Below are 20,222 nucleotides of genomic sequence, written 5' to 3' on the forward strand. Positions count from 1 at the left end.
AATTTGGATATACTGGAATTGAGGTGAGAAAGATGACAAAGACTGCACAGATTTCCAATGACCAAATGATTTTTTCAGTTCAAGAGCTGAAAGATAAAGGGTTTTCCTATTATAAAATCAATCAGATGGTTGACCAGGGGATCCTGATAAAACTGAATAAAAAGTATTATGAAAATGCAAATTTTGATGGTGAGGGATCGGATTTCTACTATGCCTATGCATTTGTACCAGACGGAGTAGTTTGTCTGCTGAGTGCAGCTGTGTATTATAATCTGTCTACTTATCGCCCGGATGCCATTGATGTAGCAATTCCGAGAAAAGCAAAGGTATCAACTCTGCCGGATTGGCCGGAACTGAATGTATGCTATTTTACAGATGACCGATTTGATGTTGGTATCGAGACCGTAGAGGATGGAAATAACAGATTTCGTATATATGATATTGAGAAAACTGTTGTTGATATCGTTTTCTACAGGGAAAAAATCGGAATTGAAGAAACGAAAGAAGTTCTTACAACCTATCTGCATCGGAGTGACCGTAATCTGAATAGGCTAATCAGATATGCAGAGATGCTCAAATGTGGGGATGTAATGAAAATGTATCTGGAGGTGCTGGTATGACAAACGCTATATCCGTAAAGGACAGATTAAAGAAACAGGCGATAGAAGATGGAAAGACTATGCAGGATAAGCTGGTCACATATGGTTTGGAGAGAACAATATATAGATTATCTGTTTCAAATTATGTGGAGAGATTTACACTAAAGGGCGGTATTTTTTTGTATGCATTATTTAATGGAGAGTATGCTCGTGCAACAATGGATATTGATCTTTTGGCACAGCGTATTCCAAATGATGCTGAAGAAATGAAGAAAGTATTTAATGATATTTTTTCTATAGAGTGCGATGATGCGTTGAGATTTGATTTGAATACGCTTGAGGTTATCAATATAACTGAATTCAAGGAGTATCACGGAGTAAATGTATCTATTATGGGATATCTGGATAGAACCAAGGTCCCGGTATCAATAGATATTGGTTTTGGTGATGTGGTGTATCCAGAAAGAGTGAAAATGGAGTTCCCGGTTCTGCTGGATATGGAGGTTCCGCAAGTATATGCCTATTCTATTTACTCCGTCATAGCAGAAAAGTTTGAGGCTTTTGTTTCTCTGGGCCTTGCAAATGGTAGATATAAGGATTTCTATGATATCTATGTTTTGGCTGACAGATATAATCTTAATGGTGTGGAATTAAAGAATGCGATTGTAGAGACCTTTACCCATCGAGGGACCGGTTTTGATGATATTGCAGCTTTTGATGATGATTTTACCAAGGATGAGACAAGGCAGAGAAGATGGAGAGCCTTTATCAAAAAGAAGAAAGCACTGGTGAAAGTAGAATTTGAAGAAACTATGCAACTACTAAAAGAATTATTGCTGCCCATCGTGGATTCAATTCATAACGATAATTCCTTTGAGCATACATGGAGTAAAGAAACAAAAAGCTGGATGTAATTACATAAAATTAGTAATAGGGATCGTGCAGAAATGTATGATCCTTTTATTATGCAAAAAAATGAGGGAGGAGGGATTCCAGTGGCAGGAAGAAAGCCAAAGCCCACAGCAGTTAAGAAGCTGGGAGGCAATCCTGGAAAAAGAAAACCGAATAAGAATGAGCCTGTTCCAGCAAAGGGAATGCCTACTTGTCCTGACTGGTTAATGCCAGAAGCAACGAAGGAATGGGAGCGTTTGGCTGAACTGATGAATCAGATGGGTGTTCTTACAGAAGTTGATATGGTAGCACTTGCTGCATACTGTCAGTCATATGCAAGATGGAAGGGAGCACAGGAGCATATTACTTCCGGAGGCTCTACTTTTGAGACTGATAAAGGATATCAGCAGCAGACACCCTGGGTTGGAATTGCAAATACCAATCAGAAGTTGATGCTGCAGGCGGCATCAGAGTTTGGTCTTGGCTTTATTGGCTATGAAACAGGAAATAAAGAGTGGGAGTGGCGCTTTATGTTTCGAAGTAAAGGAGATTGGCTGGATTTGAACCTGTTTTTAGAGACGTTTGGAGGCGGCGGACATTTCAATGCTGCAGGGTGGACTATGCAGCTCTCACCTGAAAATACTATCGAAGCATTGGTTTTACGCTTCTTGGAGCGAGTAAAAACTTTGAAGGGTGAAGACGTGAGTCTGTTATAATTTAAATAAGAAATACAATAATGTGAGCCAAGCCGCAGATGAGCGCTTCATCAGGGGCTTGGCTTGTTTTGGCTGGCGAGATATTGACGGATGTGATAGAATAAAAGATAATACTCGCCCAAAACCGCAGTAGTCTGTTTTCGCGATTTCGACTACGTTTGCTTGCACTGATTTGCCTCATTTTGCCCTCCAAACCGGATTTGGACAGAATTCTGTACATCACAGAATTCATGGCAGAAGACGCAAAACAGCGCAGAATACGGCACTTTAGGGCATTGCAGGAAGGAAAATTCATATGATTAAGATATTATTTGTTTGCCACGGCAACATCTGCCGTTCCACCATGGCACAATTTGTTTTTCAGAATATGGTCAACCAGTCTGGCTGTCAGGCAGATTTCTACATTTCTTCGGCTGCTACCAGCCGGGAAGAGATTGGCAACGGCCCCCACTATGGAACCATACAGAAGTTAAGACAGGTAGGTGTACCTGTATTAGAGCATCGAGCAAGGCAGATGACCAGACGGGATTATGACGAATACGACTATCTGATCGGGATGGATTCGGCCAATATTCGGAATATGAACCGGATTACGGGTGGGGATCCGGAAGGGAAGATCCACAAGCTTCTGGCGTTTGCAGGAGAGTCTGGGGATATTGCGGATCCGTGGTATACGGGTAATTTTGACAGAACTTATGAAGATGTTGTGGAAGGGTGCGAGGCATTGCTTTCCTATCTTCTGGAGAATGAAACGCAGCATCGGTGGCGGTAACCGATGCTGCGTTTTTGGTAAAATAAATATAACAGATAGATTATTGCATATTTAAATATCAATCTGAAAGAAGTTATACAGAACTAATAAGATTTTACACAAATTTAACGCAAACCTTATTTCCCTCATACACACTTTCGATAGAATAATTTCGACAAATCAATGTCTGACGATGAAGGAGAATTATATGAGAGGAAGAAAACGAAAGATACTGTTGGCGGCTCTGGCTTTATCGTGTCTGTTGGCGGGATGCGGCCAGACGGATCAGAAGCAGGATACGGTGAAGGTTGATGGCCTCGATCAGCTGGGGGAGATTGAAGTGATCTCGAGAGAAGATGGTTCAGGAACCAGGAGCACATTTGCGCAGCTGGCTGGTTTTGTAAATGAAAGTGGTGATTCTGATCAGACGGATGCTACAACGGAAGATGCGGTAATTGTGGAAAGTGCCGAAGAGGTGATTGAAAAGGTCGAGGATGGTAATGCTGCGATCGGCTATATATCCATGGGAGCTTCTGAAGAGCTGAAACAGGAGAAAGTGTTAAAAACTGATGGAATAGAGGGAACAAAGGAGAATGTGGAGAAGGGAAGCTATCCATTAAGCCGTTCTTTTTATCTTGCTCACAGTGGTGAATTGAATGACCTGGAGCAGGATTTCCTCACTTATGTAAAAGGAAAAGGACAGGAGATTGTTGAAGCCACATTTGTTCCAATCGGAAAGAGCAGTACATTTCTTTCCAATCAGGCTGAAGGAACAATCGTAATTCATGGATCTACCTCAGTTGCCCCTCTGATGGAAGAACTTGCGGAAGCATATATGGAGATCAATTCCAATGCCAGAATTCAGATAGAGGTGTCGGATTCTACAGCAGGTCTTACGGATGCGATGCAGGGAGCATGTGATTTTGGCATGTCCTCCAGAGGGTTGAAAGATTATGAAAAGGAACTGCTGGACTACGATATGATTGCAAAAGACGGTATTGAAGTGATTGTAAATCAGGAGAATCCACTGGAAGACATTTCGCTGGAACAGTTGAAGAATATTTATACAGGATCGATTCGAAAGTGGCAGGATTTGTATCAGGAATAATGAGAGTACAGCGAAGAAAATAGTAAGATGCATTGCAAAATGTGATCAGGGACAGATCAACGATACAGTGTTTTGAATAGGTGAGGAAGAAAATATGAACGAAAAATTACAGATTGTTTTTGGATTGTTAGGCGGCCTGGCCGTATTTATCTATGGCATGAATCTGATGAGTGAATGTCTGCAGAAGGCAGCCGGTGAGAAGATGAAGAGTATTCTGGCGTTACTTACCAGGAACCCGGTCATGGGAGTAATCGCAGGAACATTGACGACTGCTGTATTACAGAGCAGCAGTGCAACAACGGTAATGGCGATCGGTTTTGTAAGCGCGGGACTGATGAGTCTGCCGCAGGCGATCTCTATTATTCTGGGTGCGAATATCGGTACGACCATGACGGCGCAGATCATTGCATTTAAGATCAGTGATTACATATATATTATCGTCTTTATCGGATTTATCATATCTTTTCTGGCCAAATCAGAAAAGGTAAAGAACATTGGACAGACGATCTTTGCATTTGGTCTTCTGTTCCTTGGAATTGAGACCATGGGCGGTGTGATGAAGCCACTGGCTTCCAGTCCGGTATTTACAGATATGATCGCAAAGGTTGCAGATATTCCGATTCTGGGTGTAGCAGTTGGTACATTGATGACACTGGTGGTACAGAGCAGTAGTGCGACAATTGCGGTGCTTCAGAACTTTGCATCTCAGGCGGGATCGGACGGTGTGACCAGTATTCTGGGACTGGCAGGTGCAATCCCGATTCTCCTTGGAGACAATATCGGTACGACGATCACAGCGCTTCTGGCAAGTGTGGGTCAGTCCAGAGATGCGAAACGAACAGCGGTTGCACATTGTGTATTCAATATCTCAGGATGTCTGTTGTTCATCTGGTTTGTGAAGCCGTATGCTGCGCTGATTCAGTATCTCTCTCCAAAGGGTCCGGAAGTAGAGGTGATCTCCAGACAGATCGCAAATGCGCATACACTGTTTAATCTGACAATGACGGTGGTCTGGGTCGGATTGATCGGTCTGATGGTAAAGATTGTAACGAGGATTGTTCCGGATGGAAAGAAAGAGGTTGTGGAGTTGTCTACTCCGCTGTATCTGGATGATAAGATGATTAACCAGCCGGCAGCTGCACTTCAGCTGGTGGCAAAGGAAGTGGTTCATTTAAGTGATCTGGTAAAAGAACAGGTTCAGAGTACCATTGAGATTGTAAAAAATGAAGATACAAAGCAGATTGATTCAATCAAAGAAAAAGGCGGGCAGATCAGTGAGCTGTTCGATCAGATCACAGAATATCTTGCAGGGCTGTTTTCTTCCGGTTCGCTGACAGAACAGCAGGCGTCTCAGACGGCGAGCCTGATGTATGTCTTAAGTGATGTGGACCGTATGGGTAATCTGTCTGTGGAAGTGGCAGAATGTATTCAGGAGAAAGTGACGAATAAGTACAAATACTCACAGGATGCGATGAATGATCTTGCAAAGAGCTTAAAGGCAATCTCGAAGATGTTTGATTCTGCGATGGATGCCTTGCAGAACGGAGCTCCGGAGCAGGCGGATAAGATCTTGAAGCGCAAGGACAAGATTCTGGATCTGGATATCAAGATGCGAAAAGATCATGTGCAGCGTGTCAGCAAAGGACAGTGTAAGGCAAGTCTTACGGCACCGTTTACAAAAATCCTGCACAGCATCGACCGTATGGGCAACAGCTGTATTAACCTGGCAGATGTGGCTATGAATGATGTCAGCTTCAATTATTTCCTGACGGTAGAAGAAAAATAATGCCTGAAGTATATTTCCGATGAATTTTGCAGAATATAAGGATGAGTGATCACTACCTGTGTATTTTAGTGAAATGTGTGAAAGGAAGAATCGGAAAATGGATCAGTAGCCATTCATCTGTCAGGAGGATGTGCGCAGGAAGAGACGGCAACTGATAAGATGGCGGAAGAGATGAAGAAGTTTCTCTGAAACAGCTGGGATGGGCGTATGGATGTTTTCTGTTTACTTACATCCCATTTTCCTCTTATACCCGTTGGTATTTTTTGGCTTGTGCATAATAAAAAGGGCGATAATGCAAAATTCATGCATTATTGCCCTCTTTCAGTCTCGGAACACAGTTGAGAAGCGTATCTTCTGGCTGGCAGCGGCAAGATATTTCCTATACGCCCAAAGCATGTGCGCTACGTCGTTCTACGCGTTCCATCTTATCCGTGGCAAGTTTTTGCCTGTGTCCCCACATCCTGGCGAATCCAATGTGTATCCGTCCTCAATATCAGGAGGCACATTACCATAAAATCGGGGCTTTTTCAAGCCTTGTAACCTTTTTCTGGCGGGAGTAGAATAAGGTTCCATAATGGAAATATGTAAAGTAATGTCAGGGAGGAAAAGCGGATGCGATACAGGCCGGAGGAACTATTACCGCTGGTAAAGGAGCTGTCGTGGAAATATACGGGAAAAGCCAGCACATCCATTACCTATGAGGCGGCGCAGCAGCTGATGAGAGCAGTGTTATACTGCATTCAGGAGTATACTCTGGGGGCAGAGAAAGATGAGCTGTGCCCGGGAAAAAAGGTGGCTGCCAGAGAAGCATATGAACTGGGATATGAGCTGGTTCTCAAGAAGACGCAGGATGCGAGAAAATGCTACAATCAGATTGCGGAGCAGTTTGACAGCTACGGAAGCCGGGCGTATGAGGAGACATTCCGGAAAGGAATCCCGGAATTCTTTCTGTGGTATGATGCGAGACTGAAACCACAGGAACATATACTGACACTGGATTATCCAGCTCTTGGAAACGATGTGAAAGCTTGCGGAATTGACCGGATATATGAGTATCTTTGGAGTATCGATAAGGAACAGCAGTTTCTTTCACGGTTTCCGAAGGCATATGTGAGAGCTGTGAACAGGGAGCGATATCCGGAGTATGAGGAGTACTTTGTAAATGTGTGTCAGACGCCGCTTCGCAGAATGCTATGCTGTATGCTGGCGGAGATTGACCTGACTGAAACGGAGATTTCAAAAGAAGAATATCTGCAGATCGAAGAGGCGCTGTACATGAATGAGGTGAAGGCAAAGGAGCTGAAAGGTCGACTGGAAGTGGCACTGAAGATTCTTGTCAATCAGATATATGGAGGAGAGGAAGAACTGTATCGATATCTGAGCAGAGACCTGGATGATCTGGCATTTGAACTGAAAAACGGGATAGAGAATCATTGTCTGAAGGAGGTCATTGGATAATGGATGAGATGTTTGCGCTGATGGAGGAGGAACAGAGAAAGCAGGAGATTGCGCGGGTGATGGAGTGTAACCGTCATTCGGAACGATTTGGACTTGCACTGACTGAAGAACAGGCGCAGGAGCTGATGACGCGCAGAAAAGATACCCTGAAGGAGAACCGGAGAGTGGAATTCGGGGAAGGAATTCTGCCGCAGATCATCGAGAACTTCTGCGATTCTCAGTACATAGACAGCAGCACTTATGTGGACACTCTGGGAAGACTGCAGGAGATCTTTTATCATTATAAAAATGAATCGATGGATGAACTGACGGATCAGGAGTTACTGGAATTCATGCGACAGCAGTTTGAAGATGTATGTTTCGGAGATCTGGAATATCTGGAGAGCACTTGTCTGGAACGATATGCAAGGAAGATCCGGGAAACACATGCTGATACGTTTTACAAGGGACTGCGGGATGAGTATCGTCTTCATGTGACAGACAATGAATATCAGACACTGTCAGAGGAAAGCAGGTGGGATTATGAATTATATCGTGCAAGTCTGGAAGATATAGAGTAAATGGATGTTTCTGTGATATAATCATAGAAAAAGTGATTGCAGAAGATGTGACAGGAAATGATGCGATTGTAATGTATGCGGCTGCAGAAGGGAGAAGATACTTTGTTATATACGATACCGGATTATTATCATCAGTTCCAGTGCGTGGCAGACAGATGTGAGGATACCTGCTGTGCGGGCTGGCAGATTGTGGCAGATCAGAGAGCGTTGGAGAGGTACCGAAAGGTAAGAGGGCCTTTCCGAAAGAAGCTTCGAAGCTCTGTGGACTGGAAGGAGGGGACCTTCCGGCAGTCGGAAGATAAGAGATGTGCATTTCTGAAAGCGGATAACTTATGTGAAATGTATACCAGGCTGGGGAAGGACAGCCTGTGCAGAACCTGCAGATGTTATCCCAGGCATGTGGAAGAATTTGAAAATGTCAGAGAGATCACGCTGTCGGTTTCCTGTCCGGAAGTGGCGAAGATCCTGCTTGCAAAGAAAGAGCCGGTGCGATTTCTGTCGTATGAAAAAGGTGGCGAAGAGGAATATGAGGACTTTGATCCATTTTTATATTCCGAGCTTCTGGACGGACGGGATCTGATGATCCGGATTCTGCAGGACCGGGAGAAACCGATGAGTCTGAGAGCCGGTCTGATTCTTGCGATCGCGCATGACATGCAGGTACGGATCAAAAAGGGAGAGATATTCTCCTGCCAGGAAGTGTTGGAACGGTATCAGACAAAAGCTGCAAAGGCATATGTTCAGAAGAAGATTCAGATGGCTCAGGATAATGAAGAACAGCAGTTTCGCTTTGCCAGACAGATGTTCTGGAATCTGGATCAGTTGGAACGTCTCAGAGACGACTGGGAGCCACAGCTTCGGGAAGCGGAGGCTCTGCTCTACCGGAAGGGACAGAAGCATTATACAGAGGTTCAGAGGGAATTTTCTGAATGGCTTTACGTACACATGCCGGAATGGAGCGTACAGTGTGAACAGCTTCTGATCTACTTTCTCAGTACTTATTTCTGCGGGGCAGTGTACGATGGAAGAGCCTATGCGAAGGCGCAGATGGCGGTGATCAGTGTACTTTTGATCCGGGAACTTCTGGCGGCGCGCTGGATGAAGAATGAAAAAACGCTGGATGCGCAGGATGTGGTGGAGATTGTGTACCGGTATTCCAGGGAGTTGGAGCATTCTGATCTGAATCTGAATCAAATGGAAGAGATGATGGAAGAGCAGCTGGTGCCGATTTTCTGGAAACAGGTATAGATGGCATGGAAATGACAGGTGACAGAGGAGAATCGATATATGGAAGAGATTAGAAATAATCAGGCAGAAGCGTACAAAGAACATAATCGTGAAACGGTTCGGCAGTTATTTGAATTTATCACAGCAAGCCCGAGCCCGTTTCATGCAGTACAGAATATGAAGCAGAGACTTGAAAAAAAGGGCTATCAGCAGCTGCTGGAGAGTCGGAGCTGGAAATTGCAGGAAGGCGGCAGATATTATGTGACCAGAAACGGATCTTCGATTCTGGCATTTCGGATCCCGAAGACAGATTTCCGGGGATTTCAGATTATGGCAAGTCACAGCGATTCCCCGTCTTTTAAGATCAAGGAACATCCGGAGATGGAAGTGGAAGGACAATATGTGAAGCTGAATGTGGAGCGTTATGGTGGGATGCTCTGTGCACCGTGGTTTGACCGACCGCTTTCGGTGGCGGGAAGACTGGTTGTGCGGGAAGGCAGTCGTCTGGTGACGAAGCTGGTATCTGTGGACCGGGATCTTGTGATGATTCCGAATCTGGCAATCCACATGAACCGGGAAGCCAATGATGGTTATAAGTACAATGTGCAGAAAGATCTGCTTCCGCTCTATGGAATGGGATGTGAAAAGGGGACATTTATGAAGCAGATCGCACAGGCAGCCGGAGTATGTGCAGAAGATATTGTGGGCAATGACCTGTTCCTGTATAACCGGATGGGAGGAAGCATCTGGGGAGCAGAAGAAGAATTCATGTCCATCGGAAAGCTGGATGATCTGCAGTGTGCATTTGCATCCCTGCAGGCATTTCTGACAGCGGAGGATGGAGACAGTATCCCGGTACATTGTGTCTTTGACAATGAAGAAGTCGGAAGCGGTACGAAACAGGGGGCAGCTTCTACATTTCTTCTGGATACACTTCTTCGCATCAATGAAAGTCTTGGCCGGACAAACGGGCAATATCATCAGGCACTGGCTTCCAGCTTTATGTTGTCTGCGGATAATGCACATGCGGTTCATCCAAATCAGGCGGATAAGGCATGCCCGACCAACCGTCCATATCCTAACGGCGGCGTCGTGATCAAGTACAGTGCGAATCAGAAGTATACCACGGACGGAATGGCGGCAGCGGTATTTACCAGAATCTGTGAAGCTGCAAAGGTTCCGTATCAGACATTCCTGAACCGCTCGGATCTGCCGGGGGGTTCAACGCTTGGTAACATCTCGAATACGCAGGTAGCGTTGAATACGGTGGATGTCGGTCTGGCGCAGCTTGCTATGCATTCACCCTATGAGACCGGCGGTGTGAAAGATACGGATTATCTGATTCATGCGGCAAAGCAGTTCTATCAGACTTCTGTCGTGGAAGAAAGCGAAGGAGTATATCAGTTATGGTAAATTGTATATTTGTAGGGTTGGGCGGTTTTATCGGAGCTGTGTGCAGGTATCTGATCGGTCTGATTCCGATGAAGACACAGCCCGTATTTCCCGTGAAAACATTTCTCATTAATATCATTGGCGCATTTGCGATCGGCCTGATCGCAGCGCTGGCAGCGAAGAATTCATCTGTGGATCCACATCTGATTCTGTTTCTGAAGGTGGGTATCTGCGGAGGATTTACAACATTTTCTACATTTGCATTTGAGACGGCAGATCTGTTCCAGAGTGGAAATACAGGGGTCGCACTTACGTATGCGGTTCTGAGTGTCGTATTGGGGGTGCTGGCGGTGTTTGCAGCACAGTTTCTGGTGAAATAGGAGGAAAGAAAATGGCAAGCAGACAGGTGAAACTGAAACAGGCAGAACCGGGAAGTATTCTGTATCATTATACAAAAAGCAATGGAATCAACGGAATTGTGAATCATAATTGTTTCTGGGCTACGAAGAGTGATTTCTTAAATGATCCGGATGAATTTTCGTATATTACACGGATTATTGAAGCTGTCTGCGAGGAAAATATCAAAAAAGAATCTCAGAAGAAACTGTTCCTGAGAGATGTGCTGGAAGAGGCAGTATTCCTGGCAGGTGGTAAAAACAAGGAATACTTTGTGCTGTCATTTTCTAACTGTAGAGACAGTATCACCATGTGGTCAGAATTCGGCAGCAAGACGGGTTATAATATCGGGCTTGACAGTGAAAAGATCGTGCAGCGTATCGGCGAGGCAAATGTCATCGATTATCACGGGTTTGTCATCTATGATCCCGAACTGCAGAAAAGGCTGATTTGCAAGATCATCAGTGATTACCTTCCGGAGATTTTTCAGACGCCTTTTGAAAGGATACTGGAAGCCGGAGAGAAGAATCCGGAAGATCCGGTCTATCGGAAGGCCTGCCGCAAATTCCAGAAGATTGCAGCCGTGTATGCGATGTTCTTCAAGCACGAGGCCTTCAAAGAAGAGCAGGAGTACCGGTTTGTCTTCAAAAAGCAAAAGGATACAGAAGTAAACTTCCGCGAAAAAGACGGATTCATGATTCCATTTATCAAGATTCAGTTAAGCGAAGAGAATCTTCCGGTGAAAGAAATCATGGTGGCACCTCAGAATCACATTGATCTTGCGAAAAAAGGCATGGAATATATGATGAAAAGCAAGGGATATCGTGTCCCGGTTCATCTCTCAGATATTAAGCTGAGATATTAATCCCGTTTTAAAGAGCTTAGAGTTCCATCATTGCGGACATAATGCAGCCTCCTGCGGCACCGCAGTCCTGGATTTCAGCAAACTGAGTCTTATCCGGTTTTATTCCGCCGATTGCATAGACAGGAATATCAACGGCCTGACACACTTTACGGAGAAAATCCAGTCCTCTCGGAGGGAGACCTTTTTTACAGTCGGTTGCATAGATGTGTCCCGCGGTGATATAAGTGGCACCGAGCCGTTCTGCTTCGACCGCTTCCTCGATGGAATGAACGGAAGTTCCAAGCTGTTTGAAGGCGCTGAGAGGAAACTCCGTCTGGGCGTTCCATTCCCGAAGCAGTGGAAGCGGCAGGTGGATCGATGTGCAATGCAGCTCCAGTGCCGTCTTCCAGTAAGTATGGAGAATGCACGGCACCTGATGGGATCTGCAGATCCTCATGACCTGTTCGGCAAGAAGGGCGTATTCATCCGCCGATAGGTCTTTTTCCCGCAGGATCAGCGCCTGCGGATGACACTGGCAGATCCGCTTGATCTGTTCCGGAAACGGCCGCCGGCAAAGATGTCGGTTGCTGACGGCAATTATCCGGTGAAATAATGTCTGATCGAAATTAGAATCCGATGCGTCATGGTCATTCTTTTTGTATCTGGTTTTCTCCATATTATTTCCTCGTGCAATTCTCATATTCTTATACATAGATGTAATCGCTCATGACCGGCTGCAGGTCGTTCTCAAGAAGTGCCTGATAGACCTCGTCGACAGATCTTCCGTCTGAGATCTCAAACTGATCATCTCCCTTTTCTTCAATATCCTCTACATGGCTGCCGATTCCGGTACTGACACCTGCAGAGATCTTGGTTGCTGCAATGTTGACCAGATGATCGCGTACACGGGCGCACTCGCGGGTAGATACAGTAATGCTTGCAAATGGCATAAAGAGCCGGTAAGCGCATACCACCTGAAGAAGCTGCGGCTCATGAACATCCATGGGATTGATCCGGTCATTGTTGATAATCGGACGAAGTCTCGGACAGGAAAATGCAATCTCTGCGTGCGGGTACTTTCGCTGCAGGAGATATGCGTGATATCCGGTAGCAAATGCGTCTTTTCGAAAGTCATCCAGTCCCAGAAGTGCACCGAAGCCGACACCGCGCATACCGCCTCTGATCGCACGTTCCTGTGCATTGACACGGTAAGGGAAGATGCGCTTATGGCCTGCCAGGTGAAGTGTTTCGTACTTGTCAGAGTTATAAGTTTCCTGGAATACCGTGACATAATCGGCACCGCATTCGTGCAGATAAGCATATTCATCGGAATTAACCGGATAGATTTCAAGGCCGATGACTTTGAAGTATTTTCTTGCAATTTTGCAGGCCTCTCCGATGTATGCAACCGTGGACTTACTGCGGCTTTCTCCGGTCAGAATCAGGATCTCCTGAAGTCCTGTTTTCGCAATTGCTGCCATCTCTTTTTCGATTTCATCCGGTTTTAACTGGGCACGGTTGATCTTATTGTGACAGTTGAAGCCGCAGTAGATACAGTAATTTTCGCAGTAATTGGCAATATAGAGCGGTGTAAACATATAGATGCTGTTGCCGAAGTGTTTTCGGGTCTCAACTCTTGCTGCCTGTGCAATGTCTTCCAGAAGCGGAAGGGCTGCAGGAGAAAGGAGGGCTGCAAAATCCTCCGGTGTCTTCGTGTCATGTACAAGTGCACGTCTTACATCTGATTCTGTATATTTGTCGTAATCATACGCATCCATGGCAGAGATTACCTGGTCTAAGATGTCTGATTCCAGAACTTCCATTCCGGGAAGATAGGTCATATGGTCGATACGGTTTTTTTTCTGATCTTCCAGAATCTCTTCATTTAGAATACTTTCGTTGATATGTTCTTTTTCCATGAATGAATGCCTCCTAATCCTGTAAAAATCCAGTCAGTGGAGAAGAAGCACTGGCGCCTTTTTCGATGGTACGACCCAGACCTGACAAGTATGCACTTCTTCCGGCTTGAATGGCTTTCTTAAATGCTTCGGCCATGACAGGAATGTCTCCGGCGGTTGCGATTGCCGTATTGGCCATGACTGCAGCTGCACCCATCTCCATGGCCTCACAGGCCTGGGAAGGACGTCCGATACCTGCATCAACAATAATTGGAAGGTCGAGTTCATCGATCAGGATCTGGATGAAATCTTTTGTGCAGAGTCCCTTATTGGAACCGATTGGAGCACCGAGCGGCATGATGCAGGCAGCACCGGCATCCCGGAGTGCTCTTGCAGCATTCAGATCCGGATACATATACGGCATAACAACAAAACCTTCTTTTGCAAGAATTTCGGTTGCTTTGATGGTTTCATAGTTATCCGGAAGCAGATACTTGGAATCGTGAATTACTTCGATCTTTACAAAGTTACCGCAGCCGACTTCGCGGGAAAGTCTTGCAATACGTACGGCTTCTTCCGCATTTCTTGCACCGGAAGTATTCGGGAGCAGAGTGATATTGTCCGGAATGTAATCCAGAATGTTGGCGAGTCCGCCTTCGTTGGCACGTCGAAGAGCCAGGGTGATGATCTGTGTTTCTGCTTTTTCAATACATGCTTTTACCAGTTCCAGGGAGAATTTCCCGGAGCCGAGGATAAAACGGGAGGTAAATTCATGGCCTCCAAGGATCCATTTATCTTCATTTGTGTGCATATTATTCCTTCTTTCTATGGTTTTATATGTCTTCTTCACCCAGAATCAGCCGGGTGATCATGTTTGCCTCATGTGCGGCACAGATCGCAACCCGCGGAGCCATCAGACCATTTCCGGGGGAGGGTTCCGTGATCCGGTCTCCGCACAGGTAGAAGTTCTTTGTGATTCTTCGGGTGCGGATCGTGTTGCTGCTTCCGTATCCGGCCATGCCGGAGGCAGATACGAGCTTTTTTTCTGGAAAATGTTCCAGAATGCCGTTGACCAGCATGGCTTTTGCTTCCGGATTGTCAAAAGCTTCGCAGATAATATCATTTTCCCGAAAAAGTTCTATCAGATTCTCTTCGGTGACTTTCACACAGTCGGTGTGGATGTCCAGATAGGGGTTGATCTGCAGAAGCAGGGATTTGAGCGCATCTGTTTTGTACATGCCGATGTGTTGGATAAAGTATTGCTGACGATTCAGATTAGTGATATCCACCACATCAAAATCTATCAGATGCAGGTGGCCGACTCCGATTCGCGCCAGAGAATATGCGATGTTGGAACCCAGTCCTCCAAGTCCGGCGATCGCTATATTTCCCTGAGAGAGAAGCGCCTGTATATTTGCCCCGTGGCGTTCGTTCAGTGCCGCGTTGATCTGTTCGTGGGTAAGTTTCTGGTCTGTCATGATTTTTAGCCTCCTCCTACAAAGCTTACAATCTCCATACTGTCTCCGTCCTTCAACATGGTATCAGAGTACTGGTATTTGGGGAGAATCTCGCCATTTAATTCGATTGCAATACGATGGATCTGATATTGGTTCTGTGCGAGATAATCAGAGACTGTCATTGGTAATTCCAGAACAGTCTCACGTCCGTTAATGGTAACCATCGGTGTCCTCCTTTCTGTGGATCAGTGTTAATAAGATAAAAAAGAGTTCACGAAGTAATACACCCGTGGTGGTGCACCCCTTCATGAACTCTCGTTCACTCTCAACTCATCCTCTATTAAAATGTAAACTCCTGGTTGGAATCATCGGTAGATGATACAAAAAGGGAGATACCAAAGTACCTCCCGCAATTTTCTCTACGTTCCTACGTTGGCATTATCCAAATCAGGTATATGGGTCGAAGTTCTCAACTTCCTCTCAGCCTAGTACATAAGCTCCCCTAGTCAATTTACATGTTTAAGTATAAAAAGATTATGAAGAAATGTCAATCTTTATTTAGAAAATCTGGAATTTGTTGTAAAATAAAAATAACTGACAAGCTGTTTTTCATGAAAAGAAAGGATTGATGTGAGATGATAAATATAAAAAAAGAAAAATGTATCGGATGTGGCGCCTGTGTAAAGGACTGTCTGGGAAAAGCGATCAAGTTGATTGACGGTAAGGCGGATTATATCCGTAATTGTATTCATTGTGGGCATTGTGTGGCAATCTGTCCGGTGGGTGCAGTTTCCATTCCGGGATATGATATGGAAGATGTAGAAGAGTACGAGAAAGACACCTTCACGGTTCAGCCGGAAACTTTCCTGCATGCAGTAAAGTTCAGAAGAAGCATCCGTAATTTTAAGGAAGAACCGATTGAGCGGGAAAAACTGGAGCGGATCCTGGATGCAGGACGATACACACCGACGGCAAAGAACCGTCAGGAGTGCCGGTTTATCCTGGTTCAGAATCAGCTGGAAGAGTTCAAAGATCTGGTGTGGAAAGAGATGCCGAATGTTGTCGAGAAACTCAAAACAGACAATCCGGAGTATGCAAGAGTGTTTGAGCTGTTTTATCTCAGACATCAGAAAGATCCCAAAGAAGATGTATTCTTTTTCAACTCGACTTCTTTTCTTGTAATCGCGTCCAATAATCCGCTGGATGGAGGACTGGCAGCGGCCAATATAGAAAATATGGCAGTTGCGGAAGGTGCAGGAGTTCTGTATAACGGATATATGATGCGGGTGATCAAAGCAAGTGATACATTACAGGAATGGCTTGGGATTACAGATACGCCTGTCTCCTGCTGTATGCTTCTGGGATACCCGGCAGTGACATATCGGCGTACTGCACCAAGAAAAAAGAAAAACATAGAATGGAAATAGTTGATTCATTGGAAAGGAGAGGTCTTTCAATGAAGAAAATGATGAGAGTAGTCTCTATAATTGGTATGTTAATGGTAGTTCCGGTGCTTGTTGCGTGTTCTTCAAAAGAGGAGGAAGAGCAGGTTGGTGCTTGTTTTGCAGAAAATGCACTTGATACCTTCCTGGATCAGATGGCTACCACGTATTTTGCAGAAGCAGAACAGGAAAATCTCACCTATAAAGTGCAAAATATAGAATTAAAAGAAAAGGGCGATGTGAATGAAACCGTTCAGGTATCTTTGTTAAAAGGAGAGAAAGAAGAGACTGTGACACTGATATTCACACACGATTCCGAAGGGTTGATTACAAAAGTAAAACCGGAGCATTAAAAGGAAACGGTACCCCAGAGAAAAGCAGAGGTAAGCGAATAGCGTCGATGCGTTCTCTGGGGTACCGTTATTTTACTTATCTGTTATCTCACTGTGCAGCTGCTGCAGGGATTTGACTTCTCCGTTTCCGTGTTCTTGCACGTAACGGATTCCTTTTGCTGTTGCTCTTGCTGCGGCAATCGTTGTCATATAAGGAACTTTTGCCTTGATCGCAGCTTTTCTCAGATAGCTGTCATCGTGAATGCTGTCTTTTCCGACCGGAGAGTTGATGATCAGGTCGATCTTTCCGTTGGTGATCAGGTCCAGAATATTCGGACGGCCTTCATATAGTTTTTTCACTTTTTCAGCTTCGATTCCCGCCTCCCGGATGAGATTGTAAGTGTTGTCTGTTGCCAGAATGCGGAATCCTGCATTGGCGAAGTCCTGAGCAACCTCTATCACTTCAGCCTTATCTTTGCGATTTACTGAGATCAGAACTGTACCTTCAAGAGGCAGTTTGGACTGCGTTGCTTCCTGAGCTTTATAGAATGCTTCTCCATAAGTGGTGGCAAGGCCAAGCACTTCTCCCGTAGAGCGCATTTCTGGTCCGAGGATCGGATCTACTTCCTGGAACATGTTGAATGGGAATACCGCTTCTTTTACTCCGAAGTAAGGAATAGACTGCTCCTTTAAGTTTGCAACCGGAGATGGTCGTCCGGTCAGTTCGGAGGTAATGATGTCGGTTGCCAGTGGTACCATACGGATGTTGCAGACCTTGGATACCAGCGGAACGGTACGGGATGCACGTGGATTTGCTTCCAGTACATATACTTTTCCATTTTCAATTGCGTACTGCATGTTCATCAGACCTTTGACATGCATTTCTTCCGCAATCTTACGAGTATATTCTTTAATGGTCTTTACGTTTTCTTCGGAAATGTGTACGGATGGAATAATGCATGCAGAGTCTCCGGAGTGTACACCGGCAAGCTCAATGTGTTCCATAACTGCAGGGACAAATGCATGTTCTCCGTCGCTGATGGCGTCAGCTTCGCATTCCAGAGCGTGATTCAGAAAACGGTCGATCAGGATCGGACGGTCCGGAGTAACACCGACTGCAGCTTTCATGTACCCCTCCATGCTTTCATCGTCATAGACAACTTCCATGCCGCGTCCGCCAAGTACGTAAGAAGGACGTACCATAACCGGATAACCGATCTCTTTTGCAATGGCAAGTGCATCCTCTACGGTGGTTGCCATTCCGGATTCCGGCATCGGAATTTCCAGTTTTTCCATCATCTCACGGAACAGGTCACGATCCTCTGCGAGGTCAATGACAGACGGAGAGGTTCCAAGGATCTTTACTCCGTTTTTCTCAAGCTCGGATGCAAGGTTCAGAGGTGTCTGACCGCCGAACTGTGCGATGACTCCGACCGGCTGCTCTTTCTTATAGATGCTTAAGACATCCTCCAGAGTCAGCGGTTCGAAGTAGAGCTTGTCGGAAGTATCATAGTCTGTGGAAACCGTTTCCGGATTACAGTTTACGATAATGGTTTCAAATCCCAACTTTTTCAGCGCCAGAGATGCATGTACGCAACAGTAGTCAAATTCGATACCCTGACCGATACGGTTTGGTCCACCACCGAGGATCATGATCTTTGGTTTGTCGGATACAGGGTTCTTATCTTTGGCATTGTAGGTGGAGTAGTAATAAGCACTGTCGGGGGTTCCGCTTACATGAACGCCTTCCCAGGCCTCCTCGACACCGAGTTTAATACGACGATTGCGGACGTCATCTTCCGGTACCTCCAGGATCATACTCAGGTATTTGTCGGAAAAACCATCTTTTTTCGCCTGAATCAGAAGCTCATCAGCAGGAAGTGTTCCTCTGGAGGCTGCGATGGCTTCTTCCTCTGCCACCAGCTCTTTCAGCTGTTCTATAAACCAGGTCTTTACTTTGGTCAGTTCGTAGATCTCCTCAACAGAAGCGCCTTTTCTCAGAGCTTCGTACATGATAAAATGGCGATCACTGGACGGAGTGATCAGCATCTGCAGAAGCTGATCCTTTGTTTTATTGTGATAGTTCTTAGCATAGCCAAGTCCGTAACGTCCGGTTTCCAGACTTCGGATCGCTTTCTGGAATGCTTCCTTGTATGTCTTTCCAATGCTCATGACTTCGCCGACTGCGCGCATCTGTGTACCGAGCTTGTCTTCTACGCCTTTGAATTTTTCAAATGCCCAGCGTGCAAACTTGATTACAACGTAGTCTCCATCCGGAACATATTTGTCCAGAGTGCCGTATTTTCCACATGGAATGTCTTTCAGCGTCAGTCCGGTTGCCAGCATGGCAGATACCAGAGCGATCGGAAAACCGGTAGCTTTGGATGCCAGTGCGGAAGAACGGGAAGTTCTCGGGTTGATCTCAATTACGACGATACGGTCGGATACCGGATCGTGTGCAAACTGGACATTGGTTCCGCCGATGACCTGTACGGATTCAACAATACGGTAAGCCTGTTCCTGCAGTCGTTTCTGGCATTCTTCAGATATGGTCAGCATTGGAGCAGAGCAGAAGGAATCACCGGTATGCACACCAAGAGGATCAATATTTTCAATGAAACATACGGTGATCATGTTATTTTCAGCATCGCGAACAACTTCCAGTTCCAGTTCTTCCCAGCCTAATATGGATTCTTCGACCAGCACCTGTCCGACGAGAGATGCCTGAAGTCCCCTTGCACAGACGGTTTTCAGCTCCTCTTTGTTGTAGACCAGTCCGCCTCCTGCGCCGCCCATCGTATACGCCGGGCGCAGAACAACCGGGTAACCAAGATCATCTGCAATTGCGAGTGCTTCCTCAACACTGTAGGCAACCTCGCTTCGTGCCATTTCGATACCGAGAGCATTCATGGATTTTTTGAATTCGATACGGTCTTCGCCACGTTCAATGGCATCTACCTGTACACCGATGACCTGTACATGATATTTATCAAGTATCCCCTCTTTGGAAAGCTCTGCGCACAGGTTCAGACCGGACTGCCCGCCCAGATTCGGAAGAAGAGCATCTGGCCGTTCTTTGGCAATGATCTGTTCCAGGCGTTCGACATTCAGTGGCTCAATGTAGGTGACATCAGCGGTTTCAGGATCCGTCATGATGGTAGCCGGATTGGAGTTGACCAGTACGATCTCATAGCCAAGCTTTTTTAAAGCTTTGCATGCCTGAGTACCGGAATAATCAAATTCACATGCCTGTCCGATAATGATAGGTCCGGACCCGATAATCAGTACTTTGTGGATATCAGTTCTTTTTGGCATAAAAACCTCCTAGTATATGACATATTTTTCTATGAAACATTATATCGGAT

General features: G+C 45.6%; 20 protein-coding genes and 1 riboswitch. Of the genes, 14 read left to right on the forward strand and 6 right to left on the reverse strand.

The annotated features are described in order from the left end of the window. Nucleotides 1-65 precede the first annotated feature (65 nt). From JQM82_RS08490 to JQM82_RS08545, 12 genes are all read left to right on the forward strand, one after another. Nucleotides 66-620: a type IV toxin-antitoxin system AbiEi family antitoxin domain-containing protein gene (locus JQM82_RS08490; RefSeq protein WP_420370608.1), complete on the forward strand. Its 555-nt coding sequence runs from the start codon at nucleotides 66-68 to the stop codon at nucleotides 618-620. Further along, nucleotides 617-1,513, forward strand: coding sequence for a nucleotidyl transferase AbiEii/AbiGii toxin family protein (locus tag JQM82_RS08495; protein WP_235249702.1), 897 nt, complete (start codon nucleotides 617-619; stop codon nucleotides 1,511-1,513). The genes JQM82_RS08490 and JQM82_RS08495 overlap by 4 nt, the downstream gene beginning before the upstream one ends. Nucleotides 1,514-1,594: 81 nt before the next feature. Further along, nucleotides 1,595-2,206: a phage terminase small subunit P27 family gene (locus tag JQM82_RS08500; protein WP_235249703.1), complete on the forward strand. Its 612-nt coding sequence runs from the start codon at nucleotides 1,595-1,597 to the stop codon at nucleotides 2,204-2,206. Between the two features lie 295 nt (nucleotides 2,207-2,501). Further along, entirely contained in the window at nucleotides 2,502-2,978 is a 477-nt protein-coding gene (locus JQM82_RS08505; RefSeq protein ID WP_235249704.1) for a low molecular weight protein-tyrosine-phosphatase, read from the forward strand. 187 nt (nucleotides 2,979-3,165) lie between these two features. Then, the gene (locus tag JQM82_RS08510; RefSeq protein ID WP_235249705.1) at nucleotides 3,166-4,065 is read left to right on the forward strand and encodes a substrate-binding domain-containing protein; all 900 of its coding nucleotides are present in this window, start codon (nucleotides 3,166-3,168) and stop codon (nucleotides 4,063-4,065) included. A 94-nt stretch (nucleotides 4,066-4,159) separates the two neighbouring features. Continuing rightward, nucleotides 4,160-5,851 (forward strand): Na/Pi cotransporter family protein, encoded by a 1,692-nt coding sequence (locus JQM82_RS08515; protein ID WP_235249706.1) that lies wholly within the window; start codon nucleotides 4,160-4,162, stop codon nucleotides 5,849-5,851. 612 nt (nucleotides 5,852-6,463) lie between these two features. Beyond that, nucleotides 6,464-7,309 carry a DUF6179 domain-containing protein gene (locus JQM82_RS08520; protein WP_235249708.1) on the forward strand — a complete coding sequence of 282 codons (846 nt, stop codon included), beginning with the start codon at nucleotides 6,464-6,466 and terminating at the stop codon, nucleotides 7,307-7,309. After that, entirely contained in the window at nucleotides 7,309-7,869 is a 561-nt protein-coding gene (locus tag JQM82_RS08525) for a DUF6323 family protein (RefSeq protein ID WP_235249710.1), read from the forward strand. Before JQM82_RS08520 ends, JQM82_RS08525 begins: the two co-directional genes overlap by 1 nt. Before the next feature lie 102 nt (nucleotides 7,870-7,971). After that, nucleotides 7,972-9,117, forward strand: a complete 1,146-nt coding sequence (fliB, locus tag JQM82_RS08530; RefSeq protein WP_235249711.1) for a flagellin lysine-N-methylase — start codon at nucleotides 7,972-7,974, stop codon at nucleotides 9,115-9,117. Between the two features lie 39 nt (nucleotides 9,118-9,156). Further along, nucleotides 9,157-10,509 (forward strand): M18 family aminopeptidase, encoded by a 1,353-nt coding sequence (locus tag JQM82_RS08535; protein ID WP_235249712.1) that lies wholly within the window; start codon nucleotides 9,157-9,159, stop codon nucleotides 10,507-10,509. After that, a complete protein-coding gene (gene crcB, locus JQM82_RS08540; protein WP_235249713.1) occupies nucleotides 10,503-10,868 on the forward strand; it encodes a fluoride efflux transporter CrcB in 366 nt (121 codons plus the stop codon). The genes JQM82_RS08535 and crcB overlap by 7 nt, the downstream gene beginning before the upstream one ends. A gap of 11 nt (nucleotides 10,869-10,879) precedes the next feature. Continuing rightward, entirely contained in the window at nucleotides 10,880-11,749 is an 870-nt protein-coding gene (locus JQM82_RS08545; RefSeq protein ID WP_235249714.1) for a DUF2971 domain-containing protein, read from the forward strand. A 16-nt stretch (nucleotides 11,750-11,765) separates the two neighbouring features. On the opposite strand, the gene JQM82_RS08550 is transcribed toward JQM82_RS08545, so the two are convergent. The 5 genes from JQM82_RS08550 to thiS are packed head-to-tail and all read right to left on the reverse strand — an operon-like array spanning nucleotide 11,766 to nucleotide 15,307. Continuing rightward, the gene (locus JQM82_RS08550; RefSeq protein ID WP_235249715.1) at nucleotides 11,766-12,404 is read right to left on the reverse strand and encodes a thiamine phosphate synthase; all 639 of its coding nucleotides are present in this window, start codon (nucleotides 12,402-12,404) and stop codon (nucleotides 11,766-11,768) included. A gap of 28 nt (nucleotides 12,405-12,432) precedes the next feature. Beyond that, complete coding sequence (gene thiH, locus JQM82_RS08555) at nucleotides 12,433-13,647, reverse strand: 2-iminoacetate synthase ThiH (protein ID WP_235249717.1); 1,215 nt, start codon at nucleotides 13,645-13,647, stop codon at nucleotides 12,433-12,435. 13 nt (nucleotides 13,648-13,660) lie between these two features. After that, the gene (locus JQM82_RS08560; RefSeq protein WP_235249718.1) at nucleotides 13,661-14,437 is read right to left on the reverse strand and encodes a thiazole synthase; all 777 of its coding nucleotides are present in this window, start codon (nucleotides 14,435-14,437) and stop codon (nucleotides 13,661-13,663) included. 22 nt (nucleotides 14,438-14,459) lie between these two features. Then, a complete protein-coding gene (gene thiF / locus JQM82_RS08565; protein ID WP_235249719.1) occupies nucleotides 14,460-15,104 on the reverse strand; it encodes a sulfur carrier protein ThiS adenylyltransferase ThiF in 645 nt (214 codons plus the stop codon). A 5-nt stretch (nucleotides 15,105-15,109) separates the two neighbouring features. Then, nucleotides 15,110-15,307 carry a sulfur carrier protein ThiS gene (gene thiS, locus JQM82_RS08570; protein ID WP_235249720.1) on the reverse strand — a complete coding sequence of 66 codons (198 nt, stop codon included), beginning with the start codon at nucleotides 15,305-15,307 and terminating at the stop codon, nucleotides 15,110-15,112. 183 nt (nucleotides 15,308-15,490) lie between these two features. Beyond that, nucleotides 15,491-15,597: riboswitch (TPP riboswitch) on the reverse strand. A gap of 121 nt (nucleotides 15,598-15,718) precedes the next feature. Here thiS and JQM82_RS08575 point away from each other — a divergent pair. Together JQM82_RS08575 and JQM82_RS08580 are read left to right on the forward strand one after the other, a co-directional pair. Further along, nucleotides 15,719-16,510 (forward strand): nitroreductase family protein, encoded by a 792-nt coding sequence (locus JQM82_RS08575; RefSeq protein WP_235249721.1) that lies wholly within the window; start codon nucleotides 15,719-15,721, stop codon nucleotides 16,508-16,510. 29 nt (nucleotides 16,511-16,539) lie between these two features. Next, a complete protein-coding gene (locus tag JQM82_RS08580) occupies nucleotides 16,540-16,878 on the forward strand; it encodes a hypothetical protein (protein WP_235249722.1) in 339 nt (112 codons plus the stop codon). A 72-nt stretch (nucleotides 16,879-16,950) separates the two neighbouring features. Here the strand turns inward: JQM82_RS08580 and carB are convergent, their stop codons facing one another. Beyond that, the gene (carB, locus tag JQM82_RS08585; protein WP_235249723.1) at nucleotides 16,951-20,172 is read right to left on the reverse strand and encodes a carbamoyl-phosphate synthase large subunit; all 3,222 of its coding nucleotides are present in this window, start codon (nucleotides 20,170-20,172) and stop codon (nucleotides 16,951-16,953) included. Nucleotides 20,173-20,222: the final 50 nt, after the last annotated feature.

The organism is Faecalicatena contorta, assembly GCF_021531995.1.
In the GTDB taxonomy this organism is placed as follows: domain Bacteria; phylum Bacillota; class Clostridia; order Lachnospirales; family Lachnospiraceae; genus Dorea_A; species Dorea_A contorta_A.